23 protein-coding genes and 1 tRNA gene are annotated in these 24,275 nt (G+C 38.1%); 6 read left to right on the top strand and 18 right to left on the bottom strand.

The annotated features are described in order from the left end of the window. Positions 1-551 precede the first annotated feature (551 nt). The 11 genes from D0T49_RS01975 to D0T49_RS02025 form a co-directional block, all read right to left on the bottom strand. Positions 552-875, bottom strand: coding sequence for a hypothetical protein (locus D0T49_RS01975; protein WP_163628916.1), 324 nt, complete (start codon positions 873-875; stop codon positions 552-554). 9 nt (positions 876-884) lie between these two features. Then, on the bottom strand, positions 885-3,932 hold the full coding sequence (locus tag D0T49_RS01980) for a CHC2 zinc finger domain-containing protein (RefSeq protein ID WP_163628917.1): 3,048 nt from the start codon (positions 3,930-3,932) through the stop codon (positions 885-887). Further along, the gene (locus tag D0T49_RS01985) at positions 3,910-4,305 is read right to left on the bottom strand and encodes a hypothetical protein (protein ID WP_163628918.1); all 396 of its coding nucleotides are present in this window, start codon (positions 4,303-4,305) and stop codon (positions 3,910-3,912) included. The genes D0T49_RS01980 and D0T49_RS01985 overlap by 23 nt, the downstream gene beginning before the upstream one ends. Further along, on the bottom strand, positions 4,248-4,625 hold the full coding sequence (locus D0T49_RS01990) for a hypothetical protein (RefSeq protein ID WP_163628919.1): 378 nt from the start codon (positions 4,623-4,625) through the stop codon (positions 4,248-4,250). Before D0T49_RS01990 ends, D0T49_RS01985 begins: the two co-directional genes overlap by 58 nt. Positions 4,626-4,926: 301 nt before the next feature. Then, the gene (locus D0T49_RS01995; protein ID WP_163628920.1) at positions 4,927-5,271 is read right to left on the bottom strand and encodes a hypothetical protein; all 345 of its coding nucleotides are present in this window, start codon (positions 5,269-5,271) and stop codon (positions 4,927-4,929) included. Positions 5,272-5,282: 11 nt separating this feature from the next. Then, positions 5,283-5,495, bottom strand: a complete 213-nt coding sequence (locus D0T49_RS02000) for a hypothetical protein (protein WP_163628921.1) — start codon at positions 5,493-5,495, stop codon at positions 5,283-5,285. 3 nt (positions 5,496-5,498) lie between these two features. After that, entirely contained in the window at positions 5,499-5,984 is a 486-nt protein-coding gene (locus D0T49_RS02005) for a hypothetical protein (protein WP_163628922.1), read from the bottom strand. 26 nt (positions 5,985-6,010) lie between these two features. Further along, positions 6,011-6,256: a hypothetical protein gene (locus tag D0T49_RS02010; protein WP_163628923.1), complete on the bottom strand. Its 246-nt coding sequence runs from the start codon at positions 6,254-6,256 to the stop codon at positions 6,011-6,013. Positions 6,257-6,262: 6 nt separating this feature from the next. After that, positions 6,263-6,766: a hypothetical protein gene (locus D0T49_RS02015; RefSeq protein WP_163628924.1), complete on the bottom strand. Its 504-nt coding sequence runs from the start codon at positions 6,764-6,766 to the stop codon at positions 6,263-6,265. Between the two features lie 5 nt (positions 6,767-6,771). Continuing rightward, a complete protein-coding gene (locus D0T49_RS02020; protein ID WP_163628925.1) occupies positions 6,772-7,047 on the bottom strand; it encodes a hypothetical protein in 276 nt (91 codons plus the stop codon). A gap of 131 nt (positions 7,048-7,178) precedes the next feature. Beyond that, positions 7,179-7,406, bottom strand: a complete 228-nt coding sequence (locus D0T49_RS02025) for a helix-turn-helix transcriptional regulator (protein WP_163628926.1) — start codon at positions 7,404-7,406, stop codon at positions 7,179-7,181. Between the two features lie 181 nt (positions 7,407-7,587). On the opposite strand from D0T49_RS02025, the gene D0T49_RS02030 reads away from it, so the two are divergent. Both D0T49_RS02030 and D0T49_RS02035 read left to right on the top strand, forming a co-directional pair. Further along, positions 7,588-8,037, top strand: a complete 450-nt coding sequence (locus tag D0T49_RS02030; protein ID WP_163628927.1) for a hypothetical protein — start codon at positions 7,588-7,590, stop codon at positions 8,035-8,037. A gap of 65 nt (positions 8,038-8,102) precedes the next feature. Then, a complete protein-coding gene (locus D0T49_RS02035) occupies positions 8,103-8,420 on the top strand; it encodes a helix-turn-helix domain-containing protein (RefSeq protein WP_163628928.1) in 318 nt (105 codons plus the stop codon). Positions 8,421-8,839: 419 nt separating this feature from the next. On the opposite strand, the gene D0T49_RS02040 is transcribed toward D0T49_RS02035, so the two are convergent. From D0T49_RS02040 to D0T49_RS02050, 3 genes are read right to left on the bottom strand one after another with little or no spacing between them, the layout of a single operon-like run. Then, complete coding sequence (locus tag D0T49_RS02040) at positions 8,840-10,261, bottom strand: TolC family protein (protein ID WP_163628929.1); 1,422 nt, start codon at positions 10,259-10,261, stop codon at positions 8,840-8,842. A gap of 26 nt (positions 10,262-10,287) precedes the next feature. Beyond that, the gene (locus D0T49_RS02045) at positions 10,288-13,407 is read right to left on the bottom strand and encodes an efflux RND transporter permease subunit (protein ID WP_163628930.1); all 3,120 of its coding nucleotides are present in this window, start codon (positions 13,405-13,407) and stop codon (positions 10,288-10,290) included. Beyond that, positions 13,404-14,471: an efflux RND transporter periplasmic adaptor subunit gene (locus D0T49_RS02050; RefSeq protein ID WP_239056987.1), complete on the bottom strand. Its 1,068-nt coding sequence runs from the start codon at positions 14,469-14,471 to the stop codon at positions 13,404-13,406. The genes D0T49_RS02045 and D0T49_RS02050 overlap by 4 nt, the downstream gene beginning before the upstream one ends. A 230-nt stretch (positions 14,472-14,701) precedes the next feature. Between D0T49_RS02050 and D0T49_RS02055 the strand changes: the two genes are divergently transcribed. Further along, a complete protein-coding gene (locus D0T49_RS02055; protein ID WP_163628931.1) occupies positions 14,702-15,604 on the top strand; it encodes an AraC family transcriptional regulator in 903 nt (300 codons plus the stop codon). Between the two features lie 161 nt (positions 15,605-15,765). Here the strand turns inward: D0T49_RS02055 and rluF are convergent, their stop codons facing one another. After that, positions 15,766-16,746 carry a 23S rRNA pseudouridine(2604) synthase RluF gene (rluF, locus tag D0T49_RS02060; protein ID WP_163628932.1) on the bottom strand — a complete coding sequence of 327 codons (981 nt, stop codon included), beginning with the start codon at positions 16,744-16,746 and terminating at the stop codon, positions 15,766-15,768. Positions 16,747-17,099: 353 nt separating this feature from the next. On the opposite strand from rluF, the gene D0T49_RS02065 reads away from it, so the two are divergent. The 3 genes from D0T49_RS02065 to D0T49_RS02075 all read left to right on the top strand — a co-directional run bounded on the left by D0T49_RS02065 (position 17,100) and on the right by D0T49_RS02075 (position 20,439). Then, positions 17,100-18,578 carry a hypothetical protein gene (locus tag D0T49_RS02065; RefSeq protein ID WP_163628933.1) on the top strand — a complete coding sequence of 493 codons (1,479 nt, stop codon included), beginning with the start codon at positions 17,100-17,102 and terminating at the stop codon, positions 18,576-18,578. After that, positions 18,575-19,228 carry a DUF6320 domain-containing protein gene (locus D0T49_RS02070; RefSeq protein ID WP_163628934.1) on the top strand — a complete coding sequence of 218 codons (654 nt, stop codon included), beginning with the start codon at positions 18,575-18,577 and terminating at the stop codon, positions 19,226-19,228. The genes D0T49_RS02065 and D0T49_RS02070 overlap by 4 nt, the downstream gene beginning before the upstream one ends. A gap of 197 nt (positions 19,229-19,425) precedes the next feature. Then, positions 19,426-20,439: a DUF3089 domain-containing protein gene (locus D0T49_RS02075; protein WP_163628935.1), complete on the top strand. Its 1,014-nt coding sequence runs from the start codon at positions 19,426-19,428 to the stop codon at positions 20,437-20,439. 58 nt (positions 20,440-20,497) lie between these two features. Here D0T49_RS02075 and D0T49_RS02080 read toward each other — a convergent pair. The 3 genes from D0T49_RS02080 to D0T49_RS02090 form a co-directional block, all read right to left on the bottom strand. Next, positions 20,498-20,571: transfer RNA gene (locus tag D0T49_RS02080), tRNA-Met, on the bottom strand. 116 nt (positions 20,572-20,687) lie between these two features. Next, positions 20,688-22,820 carry a prolyl oligopeptidase family protein gene (locus tag D0T49_RS02085; protein ID WP_163628936.1) on the bottom strand — a complete coding sequence of 711 codons (2,133 nt, stop codon included), beginning with the start codon at positions 22,818-22,820 and terminating at the stop codon, positions 20,688-20,690. Positions 22,821-22,859: 39 nt separating this feature from the next. Continuing rightward, positions 22,860-24,275, bottom strand: coding sequence for a CCA tRNA nucleotidyltransferase (locus D0T49_RS02090; protein WP_163628937.1), 1,416 nt, complete (start codon positions 24,273-24,275; stop codon positions 22,860-22,862).

The following is a 24,275-nucleotide window of genomic DNA, read 5'->3' on the forward strand; positions in this document are numbered from 1 at the left end:
GTGCAAAAAAAGTGCATCAGTAAAATGCTGTTATACAGTAAATTATTTTTTAAAAATTAAATTTTGCACAAATGCACAATTTTTTTTCTTTTTTTTTGATAGTCATTTTTTAAAAATGAGGAATAATAAAAAAAGAATATTATATATGTCTCCTGTCTTTCTTTTTGTTTGTCATTTTATCCCGGTAGTTTACATTTTGCTGCAGCAGCAGCTGTTGTTATTATGAGTACCGGGGAGATATCGCTTTCTTTTTGTTACATTTCGTGCAGTTGCCATTTGTGTTCATTTGCACTAAATTTTTCATCCAAATTATTGAAAGGGGAATGGGGAAAACTTGCAAAAGAAAAAAGATAAAATGAATTCGTGCATTCGCACTCATGCGTGTTCAATCTTGCCAAGGCAAGATGATAAATAATGAAGCTCGCACTTCGTTTTATAAAATAGTCAACTATACGGCTTTGCCGCAAGCTGACTATTTTATAAAACTCGATTGCTCGAAATTAAAAAGCCGGCATTACGCCGGCCCGGCTGGTTTAGATTAGCTTTAGTTTTTAAATATTGTTTTCGGTGTATATCTCACAAATAAATTCATATTCAGGTGGTAGTTTCTTTACTCCTACAACGACCGCTATACCTTGTACAGCCATTTCATACAGCCGTTGTGTGGTTTGTGGGTGCTTGCGGAAATCGTGCGTTTCGGCCAGGATGAAATAAGCAGTAGTCAGATCATAGTCAAAAGGCGATTGTTTGATGATTTTATTGGCATCTCCGGCTGTGATGGCGAAGCCTAACTTTACTGCCAGACGTTGGAGCATCTGGCGGCGGATTCGTTCGTCTTGAGAGATTATAACCATTATTTTATTCTGCTTTTTCATCGCTATTGTTTAAAATTCAAATTGTTTTTCTTGTTCCGGTTCTTCATCAGGAGTACCGATTTCAAAATACTCAATACCACCTGTTTTGTAATCAATAATGGCATCTCCCGATTTTTTATCATAGTACAGTGGCTCCCCTGATATTGGATCAAAGCGGCTCTTGTTGAAAATGTACCCTTTCCATTTACAATACGCCTTAATCCGTTCTTTGAATGAAGTGGCCGAAATGAATTTACGTTGCTCCGGAAACTGCACAATGAATTCTTCGTACAGCTCACGCCTTTTTAATTGAGTATTAAGTTTTGCTTCATCACTGAAGTATTCTTCTGCCCATAGTAGGAAACTTTCGCCCATTTGCTGGCGTAGGTTACGTAGCTCGATGCGCTCGGCCGGAGCTTCCACTACTCCGAACCGGAGGTAAGTTTGCACACATACAGCCAGTAGATTCCACAAATAATTCCATTGGTCGAAATCCCATTCGTCAAAAAATAGTTGTCCGAAATCGTCCACCGGCTTATGGTTGTCGTTATAAAAATCGCTGAAAGCAATTATCCACATACGGTCGGTAAATGAGCTTCCTTTGCCATTCAGGGCATGATTAGTAGGGATGTATATTTTGGGTGATTGTTGAAAAGGTATGATTGCCCGGCGGCCACCTTTATAGTTTACATTCCAATCGCCGGTTATATTCGGAAAAAGGAACTCGATATTGAAATTTGTACGAACGTCGTCGATAAAAACAATTTTAGTCTTTTCTGTGATCGGATCCCATAAGAAGTTGTCATCTTCAATATTCTTAGATTTACCATTTATAAAAGCGGTAGGTAGTATTTGCTTCAACATTTCACCAATGATGGACTTTCCTGAGCGTCCGTTCGACTGGCCAACTTCACTTTGTTTCCCATCCATTGCAATTACTGCTTTTGCTACGCTACGGTCTTTACATGTCATAAGCATATAGCCAATGGCCGAAAGTTTGGCAACCAGATGTTGAACGTTTTCTTCTTCCTCTTTAGCCAATTCTTCCGGATTTATTTCTTCCTGGTTATTATTTTGTTTTTTTCTCCAGTTAAAATTCGACGTGTTGATAAGAAACTGCAGGAAGTGTGCCTTTTCTGCTGTAGATGACAGTTTATAAGAAAACACTCCATCATCAGAGCACTGTATGGTAATTAGTGGGTATTGGTATAATGTAGGTTGCGAATCTTGCTTCTGATCACTCCATATCTGATACGTAACCTGAGAATAGTCAACCTCCTTTATTCCGTCTGCGTTAATCTCCCAACATGTGTTTTTAAAATAAAAACGCTGCATGTCACGCACCGGCTTTTCAAAATTTGGTTCGATATACTGCAGGTTTGATAGTTTGTCGGGGCCCATATATTGCGGGCCACCTCTGTAAAGCATATTGAGTACATCTTCATTAGCAACCATAGTTGTAAATTCAGAAACAAAATCACGTATTTCCGTGTGTGTAACCTGCCTTACTTCGTGCTGCGATGTGTGTATAAAAACATCTGTATTATCTAACATGCGATAACGTCCAAATCCGCGATTTCGGAGGAAGCGAAAACAATGCACATAATTAAATTCATATGAGGTGCGTTCTTTTCCGGATCTGTCCGTTCTTGTCACTTCTTCCCAGTACTGTTCATCAGGGTCGATGGGCTGTGCCGATTCTATCTCTCCGTTTTCTTTAAAACGCCAGGTGTGCCGGCCAATCCGGAACTCCGGCATTCCGCTTAGAACATCCTTGTGCATCTGGGCAAATTTCTGAGGATTATTAAGTCCCCATAATTCTTCCAGTTTAGTATCCGGCCATGCTGTTATTTTGTAAAGATGGATATATTTTCCGTCAAGATTTTTAGAATTTATGAGCTCTTTAATGTCTTTTTTGAGTTCATTTTCTTTTCCTTTGAGACTATTGGCCAATAGGTCATCAATGCCTTTGTCAATGCGTTTATTTATCTCTACTTTGTTCAGGTGGCCGATGTATGTTTCTACATATATTTCTCTGTTTTTAAGTGTACGTATGTAGTCCCGGAAATTACGTGCGGCATAATAGAAGTTGAGTGGACGCTTGGCCACAGAGGTGTTTAATTTTATTTCTTGCGACAGTTCATTCCAATCTGCATCAAAGAGTAAAACTATTTCTTTTACTTTGAGTGATTCAATAATTCGGATGAGATCTGCCGGCAGCTGGCCGTCTTTTCCCAGATTATTTATCCCTGATATACCAACCGACCATATGCCGTGCTTACAGGCCTTTTCTGCCTTCTTTTCTCCTTCCTGTACAAAGAGTAAGGGAACTTCTGTTTTTTCTCTGTAGAGCTTACGGATTGCTTCCGGAATGTAAAGATTATTTGAAGATCCCGGAGGTGACTTGTATTTACATGGTTTACCGTTTTTATCCAAGTGCTCATGTGGAAATTGAAAACGAATACGAAAAAATGTTTCGGTAGTAACCTTTTTGGAGTATGTGTCCTTTTTCTCGTATGTGACAGGTTTTCCGTCCAGATCGTAATACTCTATAATAACATCGTCGCCGTTGGCATCTATGTTGAATTTCTTGTCTATTGTGCCTGATTTGAATACATTGGAGGTCAGGCAGGTCTTGTTTTTATCTTTGAGTATAACACTTGCTTGCAGATCTTTTACTGTCAGTCCGGATTCTTTAAGCATCCGTTCGCAGAAACTCTTTTTTTTGCCGTTGGAGTCTCCCTGTTTTATCTTTTTCGGCGTGGCTGTTTTCGGCTCATCAATTATAACAGAAAATCTCTTTGTCAGGTATTCAAGTGCTTCAACAAATTCCATTTCTTTGGCCGACATGAGGAAAGCCAAAGCACCGCTTCCTTTCACATGGCTGCATTTGAAGCATTTAAACAGGTTTTTTGAGGGAGTAATACTAAGCCCTCTTTCCGAACCACAATGAGGGCACTTTGCAAGATAACTCGTTCCGGATTTTTTCATATCCGAAATAAAATCTTTTGCTACATCAAGCAAACGTCCTTCTGAGGCTCTGAGTATTTTATCTTTATTTTCCGGTGAAAATACCATTATCTAATAAACTTAATTGTCGCATTTCAAAAGCATCTTGAAGTGATACTTTAAAATGGAGGGTAAGATTTCGATATTCTTTTTCAGTTATTTTTTTTTCGCCCCGGTACAGTTGCCAGAACCTACGTTGACCTATGCCTACAGCTTTATAAAAATCCTTTGTAGGAGTAAAGTATTCCGGTTTTGTAAATTTTAAAGTCAACATTTCTAACAGTAAATTACGCTCTTTCTGTTCGGGGAATATACGGTTCTGCAGTAGGAACAATTTCAGATTATAGGACGTTACTCCTATTTCTTCTGCCATTTGCTCAGGGGTCATTTTGTTGATGTTGTCCCGGATAAATTGGATATGTTTTCGCCAATGGTCGTGCATTGCTCTTGTATTTTTGGTTTGGTGTAAGCATGGGGGATAATGTGTCTAATCTCGGTGAATTTTGAATTGAATTCAAAGTTTTGCGCTTTTTGTTCTGAAATAAAAAGACAAGCAGCTTTGATAAACAAATTATAATTCCGTGGGTCAACCTTCGCTGTGATGGAGAAGCTCTCACCTTCCGGAAGATCCATTAGCAATCCATAAACTTTATTTACATAAGAGCGAAGTTCCTTTTCGCCCATTTGTTTTTCATATTCTTCGTACCACGAAAAATCATTAAGATCTTCCGGCCGGTGGTGAATTAAGTTTATTGTATCCATACGTTTTTGAATTTAGAATTTCAATTTTTCTCGCAGTCACCATTCCCCCAGTAAGTATGTTTCAAAACCTCGTTTTTCATACAATCATCACTCATGCAGGCACGGTAAACGCAAGTAGAATCGGTTATTTTACAGGTCATACTTGTTTTATAAAAACAGTTTTAAAAATTCTTTTTTCACGGTCAACAATGCAATACGGCAACTAACCAGTGTATTATAAGATATCCTATTTTGAACTTTCAGCGTTATAATCGCATTGATACTTGACACTGCAGCAACTTTAATCCGGCGGCGGATAATACTAATTTTCATCTTCTAATGATTTTTGCGAGGCTACACACTCGGAGAAGTGATAAATGCCTTTTACCTTACTTATTGTCAGGAAGAAAACGTTATCCTGATTGCCGTTTGTCATTTGGTATATGCTTACCCTGTCTTTGCTAAACGAAAGGAATAACTCTTTGCATTTAGGATAGGCTTCGTTTATCATTGTTACAAACATTTCAAATTCTGCTTTCATCGCATCCAGTGCCAAATCATCAGCTACAATTAAGTTTTCGTATTCTTTGACACATTCCAGAACATCCGCCCATTTCCTATTCTTAGCGGCGTATGTGTAAAGGCTGTGGGTAATATAGTATTTCATAATTTTTAGTATTATTTGTTATTATAGGCTTCTTCGAGTAAATCAAGAAGTTTCTTAGTTAGCTTTGTCTGTGCTGTCAATTTCCCTAAATAAACAAAATCGTCAGAATGTTGCTTCTCATAATTTCGCCTAACAAGCAACAATTCTTCGTGCTGTTCTTCTGTGGTTAATCTCTTAAAGTCCTCTACTACTTCATCAAAATCTTTAAAATAATTTAGTTTCATGGTCTACTCGTTTTCAAATAATATAGCTGGCATAGAATTATTTAGCATAAATAATGCTTCAATAGATAATACTTTTGGATAACTATTTTCGAATTCTGAAAACGATTGAAATATATCTGGTTCGTTTTTTAATGAATCATGGACTATAATTGAATTATCTTTCATATATCGGCAACAAATGATATGATTCTTTTCTTTAGTTGAAGGAACTACAATAAAGAATGGATACCAGCAATTATTATAAGATTCTTTTGATAGGTCAGTGGAACTAAAATCAATCATCTCGACAGGTTCTCCATTATTATATCGAAGATATGCGATATAACACCCCTCTTCTCTTTCAAGTAGATATTGATTTAATTTACCTACATTACCTCCGTTAACTTCTCTCCTTAAATTATGCTCTGTTATCGGCCAATTGTCTTGAAAAGCGTTAGCTAATGCGTATAATCCGCATCCATATGGCTGCTCTTGTTTAAAATGTTTCATATTATTTTTTCGGTCTATTGTCGTTGTTAAATGTTTTTCTTCTTTCTATAATCCTTTACGATATTCCACTTACTATCAAAATAGCAGGTTTCCCATGTAGGGTGGAAGGGAACTGTAGCATCATCGTCGAATAGCTTTGCTTTCAGTCCGCTGTTCGATACTCCGGTTACCTTTCCGGCAGCGCCTATCACTACTACATTCATTCCCATATAGAGGAATGGCATGTCATAATTCTTTTTTATTTGCTCCAAGGCAAAGTCAGTAGCATTCATAGTATTTTATTCGTTTTCTGTTTGTATTTCTTCCGGTAAAATAACTTCGGATACTTCACCGTTAATTTCTAATATTTTAGATTGTAATGAGGCTTTAAACTCATCAAGTAGAGAATAAACATTTCCACCATAAGCATGAACTGTGTCATTCCATGTATATCCTTTCTCTTTATGATCTAACTCAGCTTTTAGGTGAAATTGATTATTGTCATAACACTCAAAAACTCCTGATGTACGATTTAGTCTCCAGCTCGAAAAAAGCTCAATATCGAATCCTAAAAGTTTTTCAGTATCCTTAACCTGTTCAAAAGCATTTTCAGCAAAAGAAGAAAAATTCAAAGGCATTGCTTTGGTCTTGCCAAGAACATAACGTTCTACCAGTTTAGAATATTCCAGATTATCGTTTTTAGCCTGTGCTACTATTTGCCGGGCGATAAGTTCAGCATCTTCTTTTATAGCTGCAGTCAATACAGCAATAAGCGTTTTGGGGTTAATTTCTTTTGGGTTCATGAAATTTATTTTTCAAATAGTTTAAAAATTTCAATTTTTTCAGGTTGCAGAAATAGCGTTCGTTTTTTCTCCTGCAGGTATTTGTTGAATAGTTCTTCCACTTTCACTGATTGGCCCGTGTGCGGATTTTCTACTACCCACGTAGGAATCATATCCACATACGCCGTGCTGCCATGTGTGTAGAAGCTCACAGGTATATCTCTTAATTCCACCTTTAGCCCCAGGTTCCGGAGGATCTTAACAGCTTCGGCGGTCGAGAATATGAGTTCGGTTTTTATCATACATTTTTTAAAAATAAAAGAGAGGTTGGTTCTACGCCCCGGCACTCAGAGCGGACCATTCAAAATAGATATCAATACCAATTACATTTATTTAATTAATTAATGTGCCGCACCTCTCTTTTATAGGGTTGTTAATTATCAACTTCTTGAGATTTTGGAAATAAATCTTCAAAGGGCCTATTTAAAAACTTTGCAATAGCTTGTTTCTCAAGAAGAGTAGGGTTGTTTTTTCCTTCGCACCAACGTCGAACTGCAATTTCCGACTTTCCAGTAATTTCAGCTATCTTTTTTATAAATTGCTGCCTTTCCGAAATTCCAACTTGACCACTTAGTGAATTGAAGTACGTTGTTAAGTCCATATTATTTTTTGAGTTTTAGTGTTTTTTTATTTGTAAATGTTTTTTTTGGCTTTATCTTTGTGATTATTCAAATTATCAAAACGATAAATTCAAGTATTACAGTGCAAATTAAAGTATAATAATTTAATAACGCAAGTAAAATACTTTAAAAGTTTAAAGTATTTTGAAAATAAAAATGAATATGTCTGATATTGAAAGAATTAACGATATAATTAAGTATAGTGGCTTATCAGTAAGAGCATTTAGTAGTCACATAGGATTACGTGGCCCTCAAAGTATTTATGATATCCAAAGAGGAAAACATGGTATATCCAAAAGATTAGCAGATTTAATTCACTCAAAATACTTGAATTTTAATTACAATTGGATACGTACTGGAGAAGGAGAAATGCTAAAATCAAATGAAGTAAAATTAGAATCTGTTTCCAATGATGATGCAATGACTCCGGATGAAAGAATAGATATGCTTATAAGGTCATTAAGTAAAATGACCGAAGTGCATGACCGAGATAGTCGGAGTATTGAAACAATGGTTAATCTAATAAAGGATGCTGAAAGCGATAAAAAGGGGACTGCCCCTGCGAAACAGTCCAAGAGTTATACTGCCGACAAATACGAGGATGCCGGCTAAAACACGCACGTAGAATTAGCTTAATTGATTACAAAAAATAGGATTGGTAGTACAAAATTAACATAATGTTCTTAACAAACAAAATAACGGAGCTTGCAGAAAATCTGATTTCAAAAGATAATTCGTGGAATTTAGAGCACATCGCTGCAGCTTGCGGGTTATCTCTAAGTAATTTCAATTATATACGGAAAGGAAAGTCTGTGCCGGGTATTGATAAGGTAGAGAGGATAGCACGTTTTTTCGGAGTAGATATGAATTACTTTTTTGATTACTCCGAGTGGAAAAGCATCCCTATTTCTCCTACAGAGGAAGTAAATTATATGACGAAAAGGCTTGAGGAATTGGTTAGAGAAAACGAACGATTGAAGAGTGAAAAATCTTGATTTTACAGACCGTTAGCAGACCGATAAATTTTAAACGACTAAGAATAATTCAGATAGATAATCCGCCAGGAACCTCAATTACATGCATAAAGCCTCTTAAAGACAGTACTTTAAGAGGCTTTTGTTTTGCTGGGGACCAATCTGGGGACCGCAAGCCATTATTGTGGCTCATCGTAAAATTATTGTTTGTTTAAATTGATTATTTTATCATTGATTTGTAGGGCTATTCAATGAAATGAAGTCAAAATTTCCCTAGAAAATTTCCAAAATTTATCTTGCGAGTAAAATTTAAACAACCTCTTAAAGCTAGAAGAAATATGCCTGAAATATCATGGATAATCTTATAACACACTATATCTTGACCTTCAGCTCATCATCTATTATTAAATATTGTAGCATGCTTTTTATAACATCACCTCTTATTCTTCTATCCGTAACTTTCCGGCAGCTTTCATATAATATGTTTCACTTAATTTTAAGGCAGCTTTAGCATTGATGAAGTCGGATGAAGCTTTTTGCCAGAGAGTCTGTGCTTCCAGATAATCGGCAAGGGTTTCCATGCCCACATCATAATGATTCCGGCTTATTTTCAGGTTTTCTTCAGCTTGTTTCAGTGAATTGGCGGTTAGTTGTATTTCCAATATAGATTCTTCATATCTGTTTAGTGTTTGCGTTAGTTCAAGCTGCATTTTTTCGGTTGCTTCCTGCCATTGTATTTGTGCAATTTTTTTTTCTGTTTCAGCTATTCGTATTTTGTTAGCACCTTCGCCCCAATGAAATAATGGGATGTTTACTGAAATCATCGCCGAAAATGAAGTATTATCCATCAGTACCTCATCATTTAATTTTAGTCCATACATATAGTTATATCCGCCTCTGACTCCTATATTGGGCAGAAATTCACTTCTGACAAGCTTTTTTTCCTGTTCCTTTAGTTGTACCCGCTTGCTTAGCATAGCATATTCAGGGCGGGAGGTAACATCCACATTGTCATCCATGCTTAGCAACGCATAATCAAACGACTCCGGCAACATAATTTCACTTAAAAGATGTATTCCGATAATATGGCATAAATTCATACGGGCTAGCCGCGTACCATTTTCAGCCTGAAGCAATTGTAATTCGGCTTCATTAAGTTTTACCTGTACTTTCATTACATCATTTTGCGATTTCATCCCTGTTTTTTGTGCATTTTCTACTACCCGGTAAAGCTCGGTAACCACTTTCTTGTATTTCTCACTTGACTTTTTTAATTCTGTTGCTTTTACATACATCCAATAGGCTTCATCAGTTTGCTGTATGACTTCTGTTTCCGTCAACTTCTGGTTTTGCTTGGCGATATCATTTCCGGTTTTTGCCATTTTATAAGCAGAAGTAATTTTGCCCCCCATAAAAATAGGTTGTTCTACACTTACCCCGACCAGATATGAATTATTCAGATTCAGATTAAAATTCATATCAGGAATACTGATTGTGGAAAACTGGCTGACTACAGGCAATAAATTTGGAGGCAAAATCCCGTTTAAATCATCCGGATTAAATAAATGAATATTATCTGTTTTTACTTTAAAGTCATTTTCAGCACTAGTATAATATGCCAATCCTGTAGCTGAAATCCGAGGTAAGAAATTTGCCCTGTAAGCCTTAACTGTAGCAGAAGCCTTCTCTTTATTTTGTTCGGCAATAGCTATCTGCTTATTGTTTTCCAATGCCATTTTACGACATTTTTCAAGTGTCATAGATTCCTGCCCATGGAGAAATAACGGGAATAGCATGAATACAATACAGATGTTCCAATGGCAGAAAGCGACATATTTTGCTGATATATATTTTATTTTCATCGTAATTTGTTTTTAATCAGACTTTTTTATTTCATCTTTATTTTAAAGAATAATGCGTATAATACCGGAATGAAAAGTAATGTGATAAGCGTCCCGATAAGTAAACCACCCATAATGGCTACCGCACCCGGACCAAACAGCGGGTCGCTCAAGAGTGGTATCATACCCAGAATAGTGGTCAGTGATGCCATCATAACCGGACGAAAACGACTGGCAGTGCTATCCAATAATGCTTTTATCGGTTCTATACCTTCGGATATCTGCAAAGTGATTTCATCCATCAGTACGATCCCGTTTTTGATTATCATTCCCATCAAGCCGAGTGTTGCAACAATCGCGACAAAAGCGAATGTTTTCCCTGAAATAAGCATTCCGAATATCACCCCGACAAACATCAGCGGAATACAGAGAAAAATAATCAATGGTTTCTTATAATCTTTAAAAAGCATTATTAGAATAGTAATCATTAATATAATAGCCAATGGGTAGCTTTTGAACAGATATTTCATAGATTGTTCACTGGCGCTTTTCTCTCCTTCCCATTTCATTGTATAACCTTCGGGTAGTGAAATATTCTCAATTTGCGCCTCAATGCTTTGGCGTGCATTTTCGGCGGCAACACCACTTACTGGATTACATTGCGCGCGCATGGCACGTTGCCCGTTACGCCGTATCACAAGCGGATCTTCCCACTGAAGTTTTACACCATTTGAAGCCTGGCTTAATGGGACAGTCTGCAATGCAGAAGCAAGTAATTCTTCTTCGGTGATTGCTCCTGTTATTATTCCTTGCAAAGTTTGTTTGTCAATCCCATTGAGTGAAGGTTTAATACTGAATACAGGTGTATTTTCAATTGACTCGATGGGATTTCCATCTTTATCGATACATTTTAAATAGATAGTTTGCTGTTTTGTGGCGTCGTAAAAACCTCCGGTTGGAATACCACCTGTCACGGTCAGCAAGGATAATCCCACATCCTGACGGCTAAGTCCTATATTTCGTGCAACTGGTTGATTATAATCCACCATCAACACGGGTGTCTTGGGTTCCCAATCTGTATTTATCAAAAATATATCGGAACTACTATTCATGATTTCTACCGCTTGAGCTGTTAAACTGCGCAATACAGTAGGATCGGGTCCGGTAAATTCTACCTCTATCGGATATTTTTTATACATCAAGTTATACCGTTTAAGACGTACGTAGGCATCCGGATAGTTCTCTGTCAGATAATCTTGTATTTCATTGATAGAAGCAACCAATTGCTTAGGCGAAGTATAATCTACGATTAATTCTCCATAAGCCAATGAGGGATTGGCTATATTTCGTACCAGATTATAACGACTAGGAGTTCCTCCAATGGATGTGGTTACATGAGTAACATCCTCTCGTGTTAACAGATAAGTTTCTATAGTTTCCAGGTCGGCTTTTACGCGAGTGCTGTTTACACCTTCAGGGAGTTTGTATTCTATATATAGCTGATCATAATCCATATCGGGAAAAAAGCCGCGTGGAAGGAAACGGAAGCAGAATAAGCTGATAAGTACTAACGTCACTCCAATACTCAACGAAATAATACGGTGAGATAAAACCCATGTCAATACTTTTCGCAATGCACGGTAGTATTTATTATTATAAGGATCTTTTCCTTCTTTTACCGGTTTTGTTTTGAGGTATTTATCGGCATGGATAGGAATCAATACTAAAGCTAATACCCAACTTAACAGAAGTGATACTGCCAGTACAATAAATAAATCGCGGACATAAATACCGGCACTATCGGGCGACAGGAAAATAGGGAAAAAAGCCAGTGTTGCGATTAAAGTAGCTCCCAGTAAAGGCATGGCAGTTCTTTTTCCAATAGAAGTAAGTGCCTCCCGTCTTGGAACACCTCGTTGTAAATCTACCTGAATGCCATCAATAATTACAATAGCGTTGTCTACCAACATACCCATTGCAAGAACAAATGCGGCAAGCGAAACTCTTTGCAACGTGCCATCAAACATATTGAGCATAAATAACGACCCAAATACGGTAATAACCAAACTCATTCCTATGATGATTCCACTGCGGAATCCCATTGTAAACATTAGGAGTATCACTACAATCAGAACCGACTCAAGAAGATTTAGCATAAAAGAGTTTAACGCAGCATTTACTCTTTCAGGTTGAAAGAATATTTTTTGGATTTCAATTCCCGTAGGCAATTTTGTAGCCTTAAGTTCATCAATTAGTTTATCAGCCTGTTTACCTATTTTAGTAATATCAGTACCGCTTAATGCCGAGATGGAGATGCCTAATGCTTCTTTTTGATCGTAACGCAGTTCGTTGCGTACAGGACTTTCGGTACCTTTGGTAATGCGGGCAATATCGCGAAGACGTAGCTGGTCATTTTCGTAGCCTTGCAACAATAAATTGCCGATGTCTTCTATTGTTTCGTACTTATCGTTTACCGAAACGCGTATACGCATATCACCACTTTCGTAATAACCGGAATATACCGTTTGATTCTGGCCGTTGAGTGTAGAGATTACCTGAGCAGGATGTACGCCCATATTAGCCATACGGTCTTCGTAAAGTTCAATGTAAATGCATTCTTTTTTCTCTCCATAGATACTGACTTGAGATACTCCTTCTATGTCCTGCATCTTACGTTGGATGAGTTCTGCATAACGCATAGCTTCCCGGTTAGAGAAACCATCAAAAGTTAACGCATACACCATTCCGTATACATCTCCGAAATTATCCATGACAATGGAACTTACCGCTCCTTCAGGCAACTTACTCTGAACGTCATTTACTTTCCGACGGAGCATATCCCAACATTGCTCTACTTCTTCATTTTGCACTATTGTTTTCAGTTCCACACTGATCATCGATACATCATTCATAGAACGGCTGGTTACATCTCCTACACTGTTCATGGAAAGAATGCTTTTTTCTAAAACATCCGTTACTTCCAGTTCCACCTGATGTGCAGAAGCTCCCGGATATGCTGTTACGACCATGGCTTGTTTAACTTTTAGCTCCGGATCTTCCAGTTTACTCATGTCGTAATAGGAGAGTATGCCCCCGATAACCAGTACTGTAACTAGAAAATAGACCAACTTGCGGTTATTAAGCGACCAACTGCCAATATCTTTCATAGCATTCCTCCTACATTGGTTTGTGAAATTTCAGGAAGTAATTTAACATGCTCGCCATTCTGTAATGTATGAACACCTGCCGAAACGACGGTTTCACCAGCTTGCAAGCCTTCGGAAATAACCACTGTACCATCTGTAAGTATTTCGGAAAGCTTTACCGGGCGAAATTGTATTGTTTGTTGTGTAGGATTATATACCCAGATAGCTGATTGTCCGTCTTTTTCGAATATAGCTGTCATAGGAATGCAAACAAGATGTGAATTCTCCGGTTTGAATGAAATAGAAACCATAGTGGACATACCGGGTGTAGGAAGTGATTTATTTCCATTGGCTCGTACCTTCAATCGCATAGTATATAGCTGATTAAGATTGGCTTTCTGGTTGATGGATATTAAATCTAATGAGAATACGGTTTCGGGATAAACATCGAAGGCGCAGGTAAAAGAGTCAAATTTATCACGCTGTATAAAATATCCTACAGGAATGTTAACTGTCACTTCGGGTTCTCCTATACTGATAATTGAAAAGACAGGCATCCCGGCACTGATAGTTTCATCCTTATCATACCAGCGCTTTTGTACATATCCATCAAAAGGAGCTATCAACTTGGTATCAGCAAGGGCATTTTTGTGTGCATTGTACTTGGCGGTAATTTGTTGTAATCCAGCAACCGCTTTTTCATAATCATTTTCCGATATGCTTTCCTGCTCATACAGTTTAATTACTCGTTCGGCTTCGCCCTTTATTTGATTATATTCAGCTTCGGTTGCCGAAAATTGTATTCTATAATCGCGGTCGTCCATTTCGGCAAGCACTTGTCCTTTCCGTACAAATTCCCCCTCATTTACATGTATGTTGGAAATGGGGCCACTGATACGAAAAGACAAGTTAATATCAGAAGACGCCTTGACCTTTCCGGGAAAAGTAACCGTATGATTTTCGCCATAAACTAAGGCGGTACAGACTCTTGCTGTTTTGATTTCCGTTTTAGGTGTTTTTTCTGACTTACAGGCGGAAAACAAAATGATAATACCGCCTAATAACATAATCGAAACTTTTTTCATCCTATTTATTTTAAATTTATATTTTCAAATTTTATAGTGCCAATACTTTTGTGTATTTATTTATAAGAGTTTTATACCTTGCACAAAAGTAAGAGGACAGGTTGTCAAAAGGATGTTTGTTTTTTTACTAAAAATGTTCAATTTGTACAATTTATGATATTTTATGATTGTTGCGAAGTAAAATAATGTTTATTTTTGTTAGAAAATAATAGAAAAACAGGTAGAGTTATATGAAAATAGAAAGAGAGCCGGAATCAAGAGTACAATTTATCTCAAGTGATGTATTCCGGGGTAAGATGTGTGGAGCTCTGTTGGATATCGATGAAGCCTATGACTATCTGGTGAATGATGATGACGAGGCTATTCCTTTTGAAATAGAATTTGCAGCAGTATTTATTTGCTTAAGTGGTGAGGCAGAAATAATGCTCGATACGAAAGCTTATCGGATAAATAAAGGAGATTTATGTGTATTGTTTCCTCATTCGGTAGTACAAAAGATACGAAAAAGTAATGATTTTGAAGGTTATGCACTTGGTGCAAATATAGAGTATATAAGTAAAATCCAGATACCATCTACCATGAATCATTTTCTGAATATATCAGAGAACCCATGTATTTCATTATCCGAAGAAGAACAGAAAGGCCTTATAGAAATTTCTAATTTGATAAAGGAGCGTCAGAGGAAGATGAATGAACATCCTTTTGCAGAAGATGTAATGAATAATTTGTTGATGGCTTTATGCTATGAAATAGTAGGAATTTACACCCGACGAAAACCTATTGAACAGCAGTTTTACTCGCGGCAGGATACTATTTTTCGTAAATTCCTTTTTTCACTGACGAAAAACTGTAAAGAACACCGGGATGTTGCTTTTTATGCAAATGAACAGTGCCTGACTCCAAGGTATTTTTCCTTTATCATAAAAGAAAAATCGGGTGAAAATGCGATAGTCTGGATTCAGAGGAGTATTATGGTAGAAGCAAAAAAGTTATTGTCAAACAGACAATTAACAGTTCAGCAAATATCAGAAGAGTTAAATTTCCCCAATGCATCATTTTTTGGACAATTTTTTAAAAAGCATTCGGGAGTAACACCTTTGGGCTTTAGAAATGGGTGTAAAATAATAGCTTAGAAATTGCTTGAGCCCCAATGGCCACTGATTTAATGATAAGAAGAGATATGATGTTATTGAATATGATAAAGTAATCTGACTTTCACCCTTTTTTTATGAATTTTATTAAACCTCTGAGATTTCAATATATCTTCAGTTAAGGCTTAAAATAATAAAACATCCTATTTTCCTCTTTTTGATGGTGAATGTTGTTTTGTTTGTACTTTCTTAGTAGGTGCTTTGGATTTTCCTACCCGTTTACCGCTTCCTTCTTTTTTTCTCATAGGTTTCTCTTTTGTTATTTCGCCGGCGAATACTCCGGGAGATTTATCTGATTTTGGATTTTTAGGCTGCTTGGAAATACTACTCGATTTGCGATAATCATTTTTTATATCATGTTCCTTCAGGGCTTTGTTTATAGCTTTATTGCTATTGGCGGGTTTACTGCCCTCAATTACAGATTTTGACTTTTCCAACAAATTAAATAAACCTTCCAACTCGCTGGGAGTAAGATTCCGCCAACTGCCTTGTCCTAAATTGCCTAATTTAATGTTCATAACCTGGATGCGCTCCAGTTTGACCACTTCATAATCAAAATATTCGCACATGCGGCGAATTTGGCGATTAAGCCCTTGAATTAAAGAGATTTGAAAGGTGTATGGATTAATCTCCTTTATTTCGCATCGGCGAGTAACACGGTCAAGGATTGGGACACCTTGCGTCATTTTAGTAAGAAACTCTTTTGTTATAGGCTTGTTTACTTTTACAAGATATTCCTTTTTATGGTTATTGCCAACACGAAGTATTTTGTTTACAATATCTCCATCATTGGTCAGGAGAATGAGTCCCTGTGAGTCCTTGTCTAAGCGGCCAATAGGAAATATGCGCTGCTCGTGGCTTATGTAATGAACAATGTTATCACTTTCATTTGGGTCTGTAGTACTAACTACCCCTACAGGTTTGTTAAAAGCAATATATATAGGTTCAACTTCGTTTTCAATCAGTTCGCCACGTACTTTAACCTTTTGCCCGGGCAGTACACGCATTCCAATACTTGCGCGCTTGCCGTCAATGGTTACATGTCCCTCTTCGATAAGTTGGTCAGCTTCTCTGCGCGAACAATAGCCTGAACCACTAATATATTTATTAAGCCGATATTCCATTTTTCAATTTAGTGCGAATCCGTAATCTATAGTTGAGATTACTTAAGTGTTATTTTGGCCCAAAGGTAAGTAATATTGCTAAACTGGCATTTTCTGATTTGAAAATTATAGCTGTTTACAGAATCTTTCTTCAAAAAACAGGATTATAATCCTGTCAAGTACTTTACAAGCCATAGTATACTGCCTAAATATGGATGTCCCTCTGTATATATGTGGTAAGTTGTTTGGCTTGTTAGCTATGCCTGAACCATGTTTTAATTAACTATTTTTTCTTAAAGAGGCTTTATACTTGTTCAGGTTCACAAATAAAAGCCTACCTTTGATGTTTAAACAATAGATTTCAGAAAGCAATATTGAGTAAAAAGAAACACCAAATAGATAATAATACTTTTGCAGAACAGGAAGCTGAGTTCCAGTCCTGTTTGGAAAGAATTATAGGTGGCGTTCAGCTACCACCGAGAGAGATACAACTGTTTGAACAGGATGTTCGTAAGGCTGTGGAATATTATATAAGCTCGTCGCTGACGATGGAAGAAGCGTTTGAACGCATCGGGCCGGATATTTTTGGCACCTTCTATTCCGAGCCTGACCCAAACGAATGGTATCCTTTGGATAGTGCCGCCAAGATTTATCCGCTCTCCATGACACGGTCGAACATGTCGATGTACCGTATATCGGCAAATATGACGAAACAGGTTGTACCTGAAATTCTGCAGTTGGCCTTACATGCGGTTATTAAACGGTTTCCTACCTTTGCAACCACGCTGAAACGAGGAGTCTTCTGGCATTATCTGGATGCAAGGCGAAAACGGTTTACGATAGAAGAGGAAGAAAATCAGCCCTGCTCCCCAATAAAAGTAAACACAAACAGCGATCAGGTTTTCAGAATATTATATTTCAACAGGCGAATATCTATAGAAGTGTTTCATGTGGTAGCCGACGGATATGGAGGTATGACACTTTTCAAAACGCTTCTTAATGAATACCTGCGTATGCTTGGTGAGCCAACAACTGTAGCCGACGATATATTGGATATTTCAGAAGTTCCAAAACCCGAGGAATCTGTTAACGCATTTACCCTTACCGATAAATCAAAGAATACAAGCGGATATGGTAATGCAAGTGCGCTGCAAATAAGTGGTAAAAGAACAAAAATACAGCCGGCACAGTTACTGCACTTTATTATGCAATCGCAAGATTTGATTCAAACAGCAAAAAAACATGGAACGAATGTAACCGGCTTCGTATTGTCTGCCATGTTTCTTGCGGTGAAATCGGCTACGAAAGAAACAAAGGGGACTTTTCAGATACAGGTTCCGGTAAATATGCGCCAGTATTATCCGGTAAGGACTTTGCGGAATTTTTCGATGTATGCAATTGTCAAAATACCGTATGAAAATGTGGTTGACATGGAGACACTGATTCCAATGATAAATGAGCAGTTGAAAGTAGGAACGAGCAAAGAATCACTCGACCAAATGGCGGCAATGACTAATAAAATAGTGAGCAATCCGGGGGTGAAATATATGCCGATTGGCTTGAAGGGGATTGTAATAAGCCGTATTATAAAATACATTACCCGGAAATCGTTTACGGCAACCCTCTCTAATATTGGTGCGGTAAAAACAGATTTCTTTGGTAATATAAGAAGTTTTGAAGCCATTTTAGGGCCTGTAAACTCCAACGAGGTAAGCTGTGGTTTGGTAAGCTATGAGGATAGTATCGTATTATCTATTACAAAAACGGTAATGGAAAGTGCCTTTGAAGCAAAATTATATGAAGTATTTACTTCGTTAGGTATAGATGTAGTGATAGAAGGGAATAATTTATGAGAATATGCAAATGCTGTAATGCGAAGGTCGGCGATTCTTTTGATAATTGTCCGGTCTGTGGCTCCAAAATAGAGATTAAGTCGGAAGAATCCAACTATCCTGTTTATAAATGTAAGCGTGATATTACAACAATTTATCTTACGTGGAGTGTCCGTGTCTTGATAATTCTGACAATCATTTCAGTTGTTGTGAATATAGCGGTAGGAGGGATTCCGTGGAGCCTGTATGTTATTACCGGAATTTACCTGTTTTATAAGATATTTTTATCACGTAACCTTGTCGAAGCCAATTTGATACAAAGGTTCCTTTCGGTTGTAATTACTGTTTGCCTGCTCATGATTATAATTCGCTTAATCTCAACCGAAGCATTGAATGTGCAGATTGTAATTCCAAATATACTTTTTGGAGCCTTGGTGGTGAGTGGCGGATTTTATTTTTATGATTTCCAATCTCAGAAAAGCCATATATTGCCTATAATTTTTACTATTGGTGTTGCTATATTCAGTATTGCCATTTTGTTTTTCCTGTTTGGTATAATCAGGTGGCCAATGATAGTGTTGGGTGGTGTGTCGCTGTTTATCATAGTGTTTTCATTATTGTTTTACCGTAAATCAATAATTGCTGAGATAAAGAAGAAAATACATACGTGATAATATAGTTACGAGTTACAAGTTTTATTTTCTGGTAAATAAAGAATAGAATTTATTATATTATGTTTGTAGAATGCTTGTTTTTGTATTCAGCTCTTTTGTTTTAAAACGAAAGGTTTGAACAAATCCCTTTGTTATTCGTTCTGCTTGTACAAAGAAACAACATATAAATTGCCGAAAACCGAAAAATAAAAGCAATGAAAGAATTTATTATGCATGTGATATTTGGAATTATCCTGTTATGTTTTGTTGTTTTTGTTTTGCTCTCCTGCAAAGGAAAGATGAGGATAAGCAGGTCGAAGTATAAGATAACGAATTATTCGGACGAAAGTAACTGGCTTGTCAATCCCGGTAAGGATGCTCCAAAGCCTGTGGATGTTTTTTATCTTTATCCTACCTTTTACGTTGGGCCGGAGCATGCAGGTGCTGTAACGAATTTTATAATGAGAGAAGGAGCCAGAATAAACCATGCATCTTTTGCTTCGGTATATGAAAAGAGCGCCAATTTGTACATGCCTTACTATCGGCAAATGAACGCCGATTATCTATTAACTTTACCTCCAAAAGATCAGGAACGGTTTATGCGCGGTATTCCGGGTATTGATTGCATTAATGCCTTTATATATTATATCGACCATTATAATCACGGGCGTCCGTTCATATTGGCAGGTCACTCGCAAGGCTCTAATACGCTACTCTATGTGTTGGAATATATGAGGACACGTCCGGAGTTGATGCAACGTTTCATTGCTGCTTATGCAATAGGTTATACCGTTACCGATGAGTTTTTGAGAAAAAATCCGCCGCTTAAGTTTGCTACAGGCCCTACCGATTTACAGGTTGTTGTATCGTGGAATACGGAATCGCCCGGACTCACAGTTCCTAATCCCGTGGTAAATCCGGGTGCTTTGGCAATAAATCCTATATCGTGGACTACTGATGAAACCCATGCTCCAAAAGAGGACAGTAAAGGAAGCCGTATTGGCTTGATTACTAATTTTGAAGACAGGCCTCACCATGCTGATGCACAGGTTAATAAAGAGCGTGGCGTGGTAGTTTGTTCTACTGTCGACCCCCGTGATTATAAATTACCCAGCAGCCTTTTTGAAGTGGGGATTATGCACGCGGGCGATTATGCTCTGTATTATTATGATTTGCAGCAAAATGTAGCCGACAGGATTGCTGCCTATTTTAATTCAAAGAAAAACTAGCCGATTACGAGGCAATGAGACAAAAAAGGAGAAAGCTTTTCGGCTTTCTCCTTTTTTGTAGCGGGAACGAGAGTTGAACTCGTGGCCTCCGGGTTATGAATCCGACGCTCTAACCAACTGAGCTATCCCGCCTTCTCTTTGAGCGGTGCAAAGATAGCAATTTTGATTTTTCCTGCAAAGTATTTTGTCTGTTTTTTTCTATCCTTTGTTTAAGAACTGCTTTTGTAGTTTATATTCAGCTTATTATATTATTTACTCCCATTGTTAAAGGTAGGAGTCATGCCCAGATTATACATAACAAATGACCATACATCGGTTTGCGCATCAATTATTTTATGTATTGGCCGGCCTGCTCCATGCCCGGCATTGGTATCTATGCGTATAAGGGCAGGATAAGTGCCATCGTTTGCAGCCTGTAGTGTGGCGGCAAACTTAAATGAATGTGCCGGAACTACACGGTCGTCGTGGTCGGCTGTAGTAACTAATGTAGCCGGATATTTTATGCCTTCGAAAACATTGTGCAGGGGCGAGTACGCTTTCAGGTAAGTGAACATCTCTTTACTATCTTCGCTTGTGCCATAATCGGTAGCCCATGCCCAGCCAATGGTAAATTTGTGATACCGCAGCATATCCAATACGCCTACTTCGGGAACTGCTACAGCAAACAAATCGGGGCGTTGTGTCATACATGCTCCAACGAGTAGCCCACCGTTAGAGCCTCCATTTATGGCAAGTTTTTTTTCATTCGTATATTTTTCATCTATCAGATATTCGGCTGCAGCAATGAAATCGTTAAATACATTTTGTTTCTGTAGTTTTGTTCCTGCTTTGTGCCATGCTTCGCCATACTCGCCTCCGCCACGGATGTTTGCTACTGCGTAGATACCTCCGTTTTCCAGAAATGGGATGTGCATTGCATTGAATCCCGGCACTCTGCTATGATTAAAACCACCGTAACCGTACAGCATGACGGGATTTTCCCCGCTCTTTACCATCCCTTTTTTGTAGGTAATGAACATGGGTATTCTTGTACCGTCTTTGCCGGTATAGAATATTTGCTCGCTTACGTAATCTTCGGGGGTAAATGCTACTTCCGATTTTCTGAATACTTCCGATTTATTATAATCAACGTCGAATCTGTAAATGGTAGGAGGGAATGTGAAAGATGTAAAAGTATAGAAGGCTTCACTTTCGTTCTTGTTGCCACTGAAACCGCTTATAGTGCCAAGCCCCGGAAGGTTTATTTCGTACAGTTTTTCGCCCTCTAATGTGTATGCGTAAGCATGGCTGGCTACATCCTGCATATATACTGCAATAAGTTTTTCTCCTGCAACCGATATTGATTTCAAAACATTGTCGGTTTCCGGAATAATTTCGACCCAGTTCTCTTGTGCCGCGTTTGCAGGGTCAACCTGCATAATGCGCCCCTTAGGAGCTCCCCAGTTTGTGAAAATATATAATTTACCATTGATGTGGTCTATCACGTCATAATCGTTGTCGAAACCCGGTGCAAGCTCTACAAACTGCGACCTACGCTTCGACAAGTCTTTCATCAACAATGCATTTCGTGAGCTCGACTCTTTTTCGTATATAAACAGATACTTGTCATCATCTGTCACATAAGCATCATAGTTTCTGAGAGGGAAATCCTGATTTTGATATATAAGTTCATCACGGCTTTGAGGTTGCCCCAAAGTATGATAATATATTTTATGGTATTCGTTTTTGTTTGAATATTCTTTTCCTGCTTCGGGAGCATCGTATGCACTGTAATAAAATCCGTTTTTGTACCAGTTTATTCCTGAGAATTTGACCCATTGCACATGGTCGTCGAGCAACTCTTTGGTTTGTATGTTCATTACATAAATCTCGTTCCAGTCCGACCCGCTTTTTGATATGGAATAAGCCAGGTATTTTCCGTCTTTAGAAAAAGAAATCCGCGATAAAGCAACCGTTCCGTCTTGCGATAGTTCATTAGGGTCTAACAATACTTCCGGCTCCGAATCCAACGTTTGCTGACGATAAAGGATGCTTTGGTTTTGCAATCCGTCGTTTTTGAAGAAATAATAAACGCCGTGTTTTTTGAAAGGCGAACCGTATTTAGGATAGTTTGTCAGGTCATTTAGTCTTTTTCTCAGTTCTTCCCTGAATGGTATTTTACTCAGATACTCAAATGTAACTTCATTTTGTGATTTTACCCAATTTTCGGTTGCTTCGGAGCGGTCGTTTTCCAACCAGCGATAAGGGTCTTGTACCGGAATGTCGAAATAATAATCAGTAACATCCTCTTTAGGCGTTTCGGGATACACAATGCCTGTTTTTTTTGAATTGCATGATGCCATACAAGTTAGAATAATTAAAATTGAAAAGATTTGTTTCATGGTTATTACGTTTTATTATATCTCAATCGTTATGTTCTTTTATCTCTGTTCAGGTGGGGTTAGTCCAAGTTCGGCGGCTACCTTCATCATATATTCCCGTGCTGCTTCGTATTCGTTAGGGATAACTCCATCCAAAATTGCATCTTTTATTTTCATCTTTATTTCGCCCACTATCGACGAGGCAGGCAGGTTGAATGTCTGCATTATTTCCTCGCCCTTTACCGGAGGTTGAAAATTTCGTATGCGGTCTTTTTCTTCAATTTCCTGAAGTTTGTTGCGAACTATTTTAAAATTGTTTTTGTATCGTTTTACCTTTTCCGGATTCTTGGATGTAATATCTGCCTCGCACAGCATCATCAAGTCTTCTATATCATTGCCAGCGTCGAACAACAAGCGTCTTACAGCCGAATCGGTAACTTCTTCTTCGCTTAAAATAATGGGGCGCATGTGTAGCAATACCATTTTCTGAACGTATTTCATTTTTTCGTTCATGGGTAGCTTCATCTTGCGAAAAATCTCATGAATCATCTTCATCCCTACGAAGTCGTGGTTATGAAAAGTCCATCCGAGCTTTTTGTCATACCGTTTTGAGCGTGGTTTGCCTATGTCGTGCAGGAGTGCCGACCACCTGAGCCAAAGATTGTCGGTTTGCCGGCTTACATTGTCAAGTACCAGAAGGGTATGGTAAAAATTGTCTTTGTGCCCGATTCCCTCTTTGGTTTCTATCCCTTTAAGGGCTACAAGTTCGGGAAATATTAATTCCAAAAGCCCGCTTTTATCAAGCAATATAAACCCTGTAGAGGGTTTAGGCGACATGATTATCTTATTCAGTTCGTCGTTTATACGTTCTTTGGAGATGATGCCGATGCGCTCTTTATTTCTGGCGATAGCTTCAAACGTATTCGTCTCAAGGAAAAAGCCAAGCTGCGAAGCAAAACGAATACCACGCATCATACGCAAGGGGTCGTCGGAGAATGTAATATCCGGATTGAGGGGCGTGCGTATGACTTTGTTTTTCAGGTCGTTCAGCCCTCCGAAGGGGTCGATTAGTTCTCCGAACCGTTCTTTGTTCAGGCATAATGCCAAGGCATTGATAGTGAAGTCGCGCCGGTTTTGGTCGTCCTCCAAAGTACCGTCTTCAACAATAGGTTTACGCGAATCGCGCTGATACGATTCTCTGCGTGCCCCTACAAACTCTATCTCTAAATCTTTAGTCTTAACCTGTGCAGTGCCGAAGTTTTTAAAGATAGAAAGTACTGCTTTTTTTTCCAGTTTATTAGCCAGTTTTTCAGCCATTTCTATTCCGCTACCTACTACAACCACGTCAATGTCTTTTGAGGGGCGTTTCAAGAAAATATCGCGTACGTAACCTCCTATCACATAACACTCTTGTTCGCTATCGTCGGCTATTTCTGAAATCAGTTGAAAAACTTTATGTTCTAAGTGCTCTTTCAT

Source organism: Paludibacter sp. 221 (genome assembly GCF_010501035.1).
In the GTDB taxonomy this organism is placed as follows: domain Bacteria; phylum Bacteroidota; class Bacteroidia; order Bacteroidales; family Paludibacteraceae; genus QVMH01.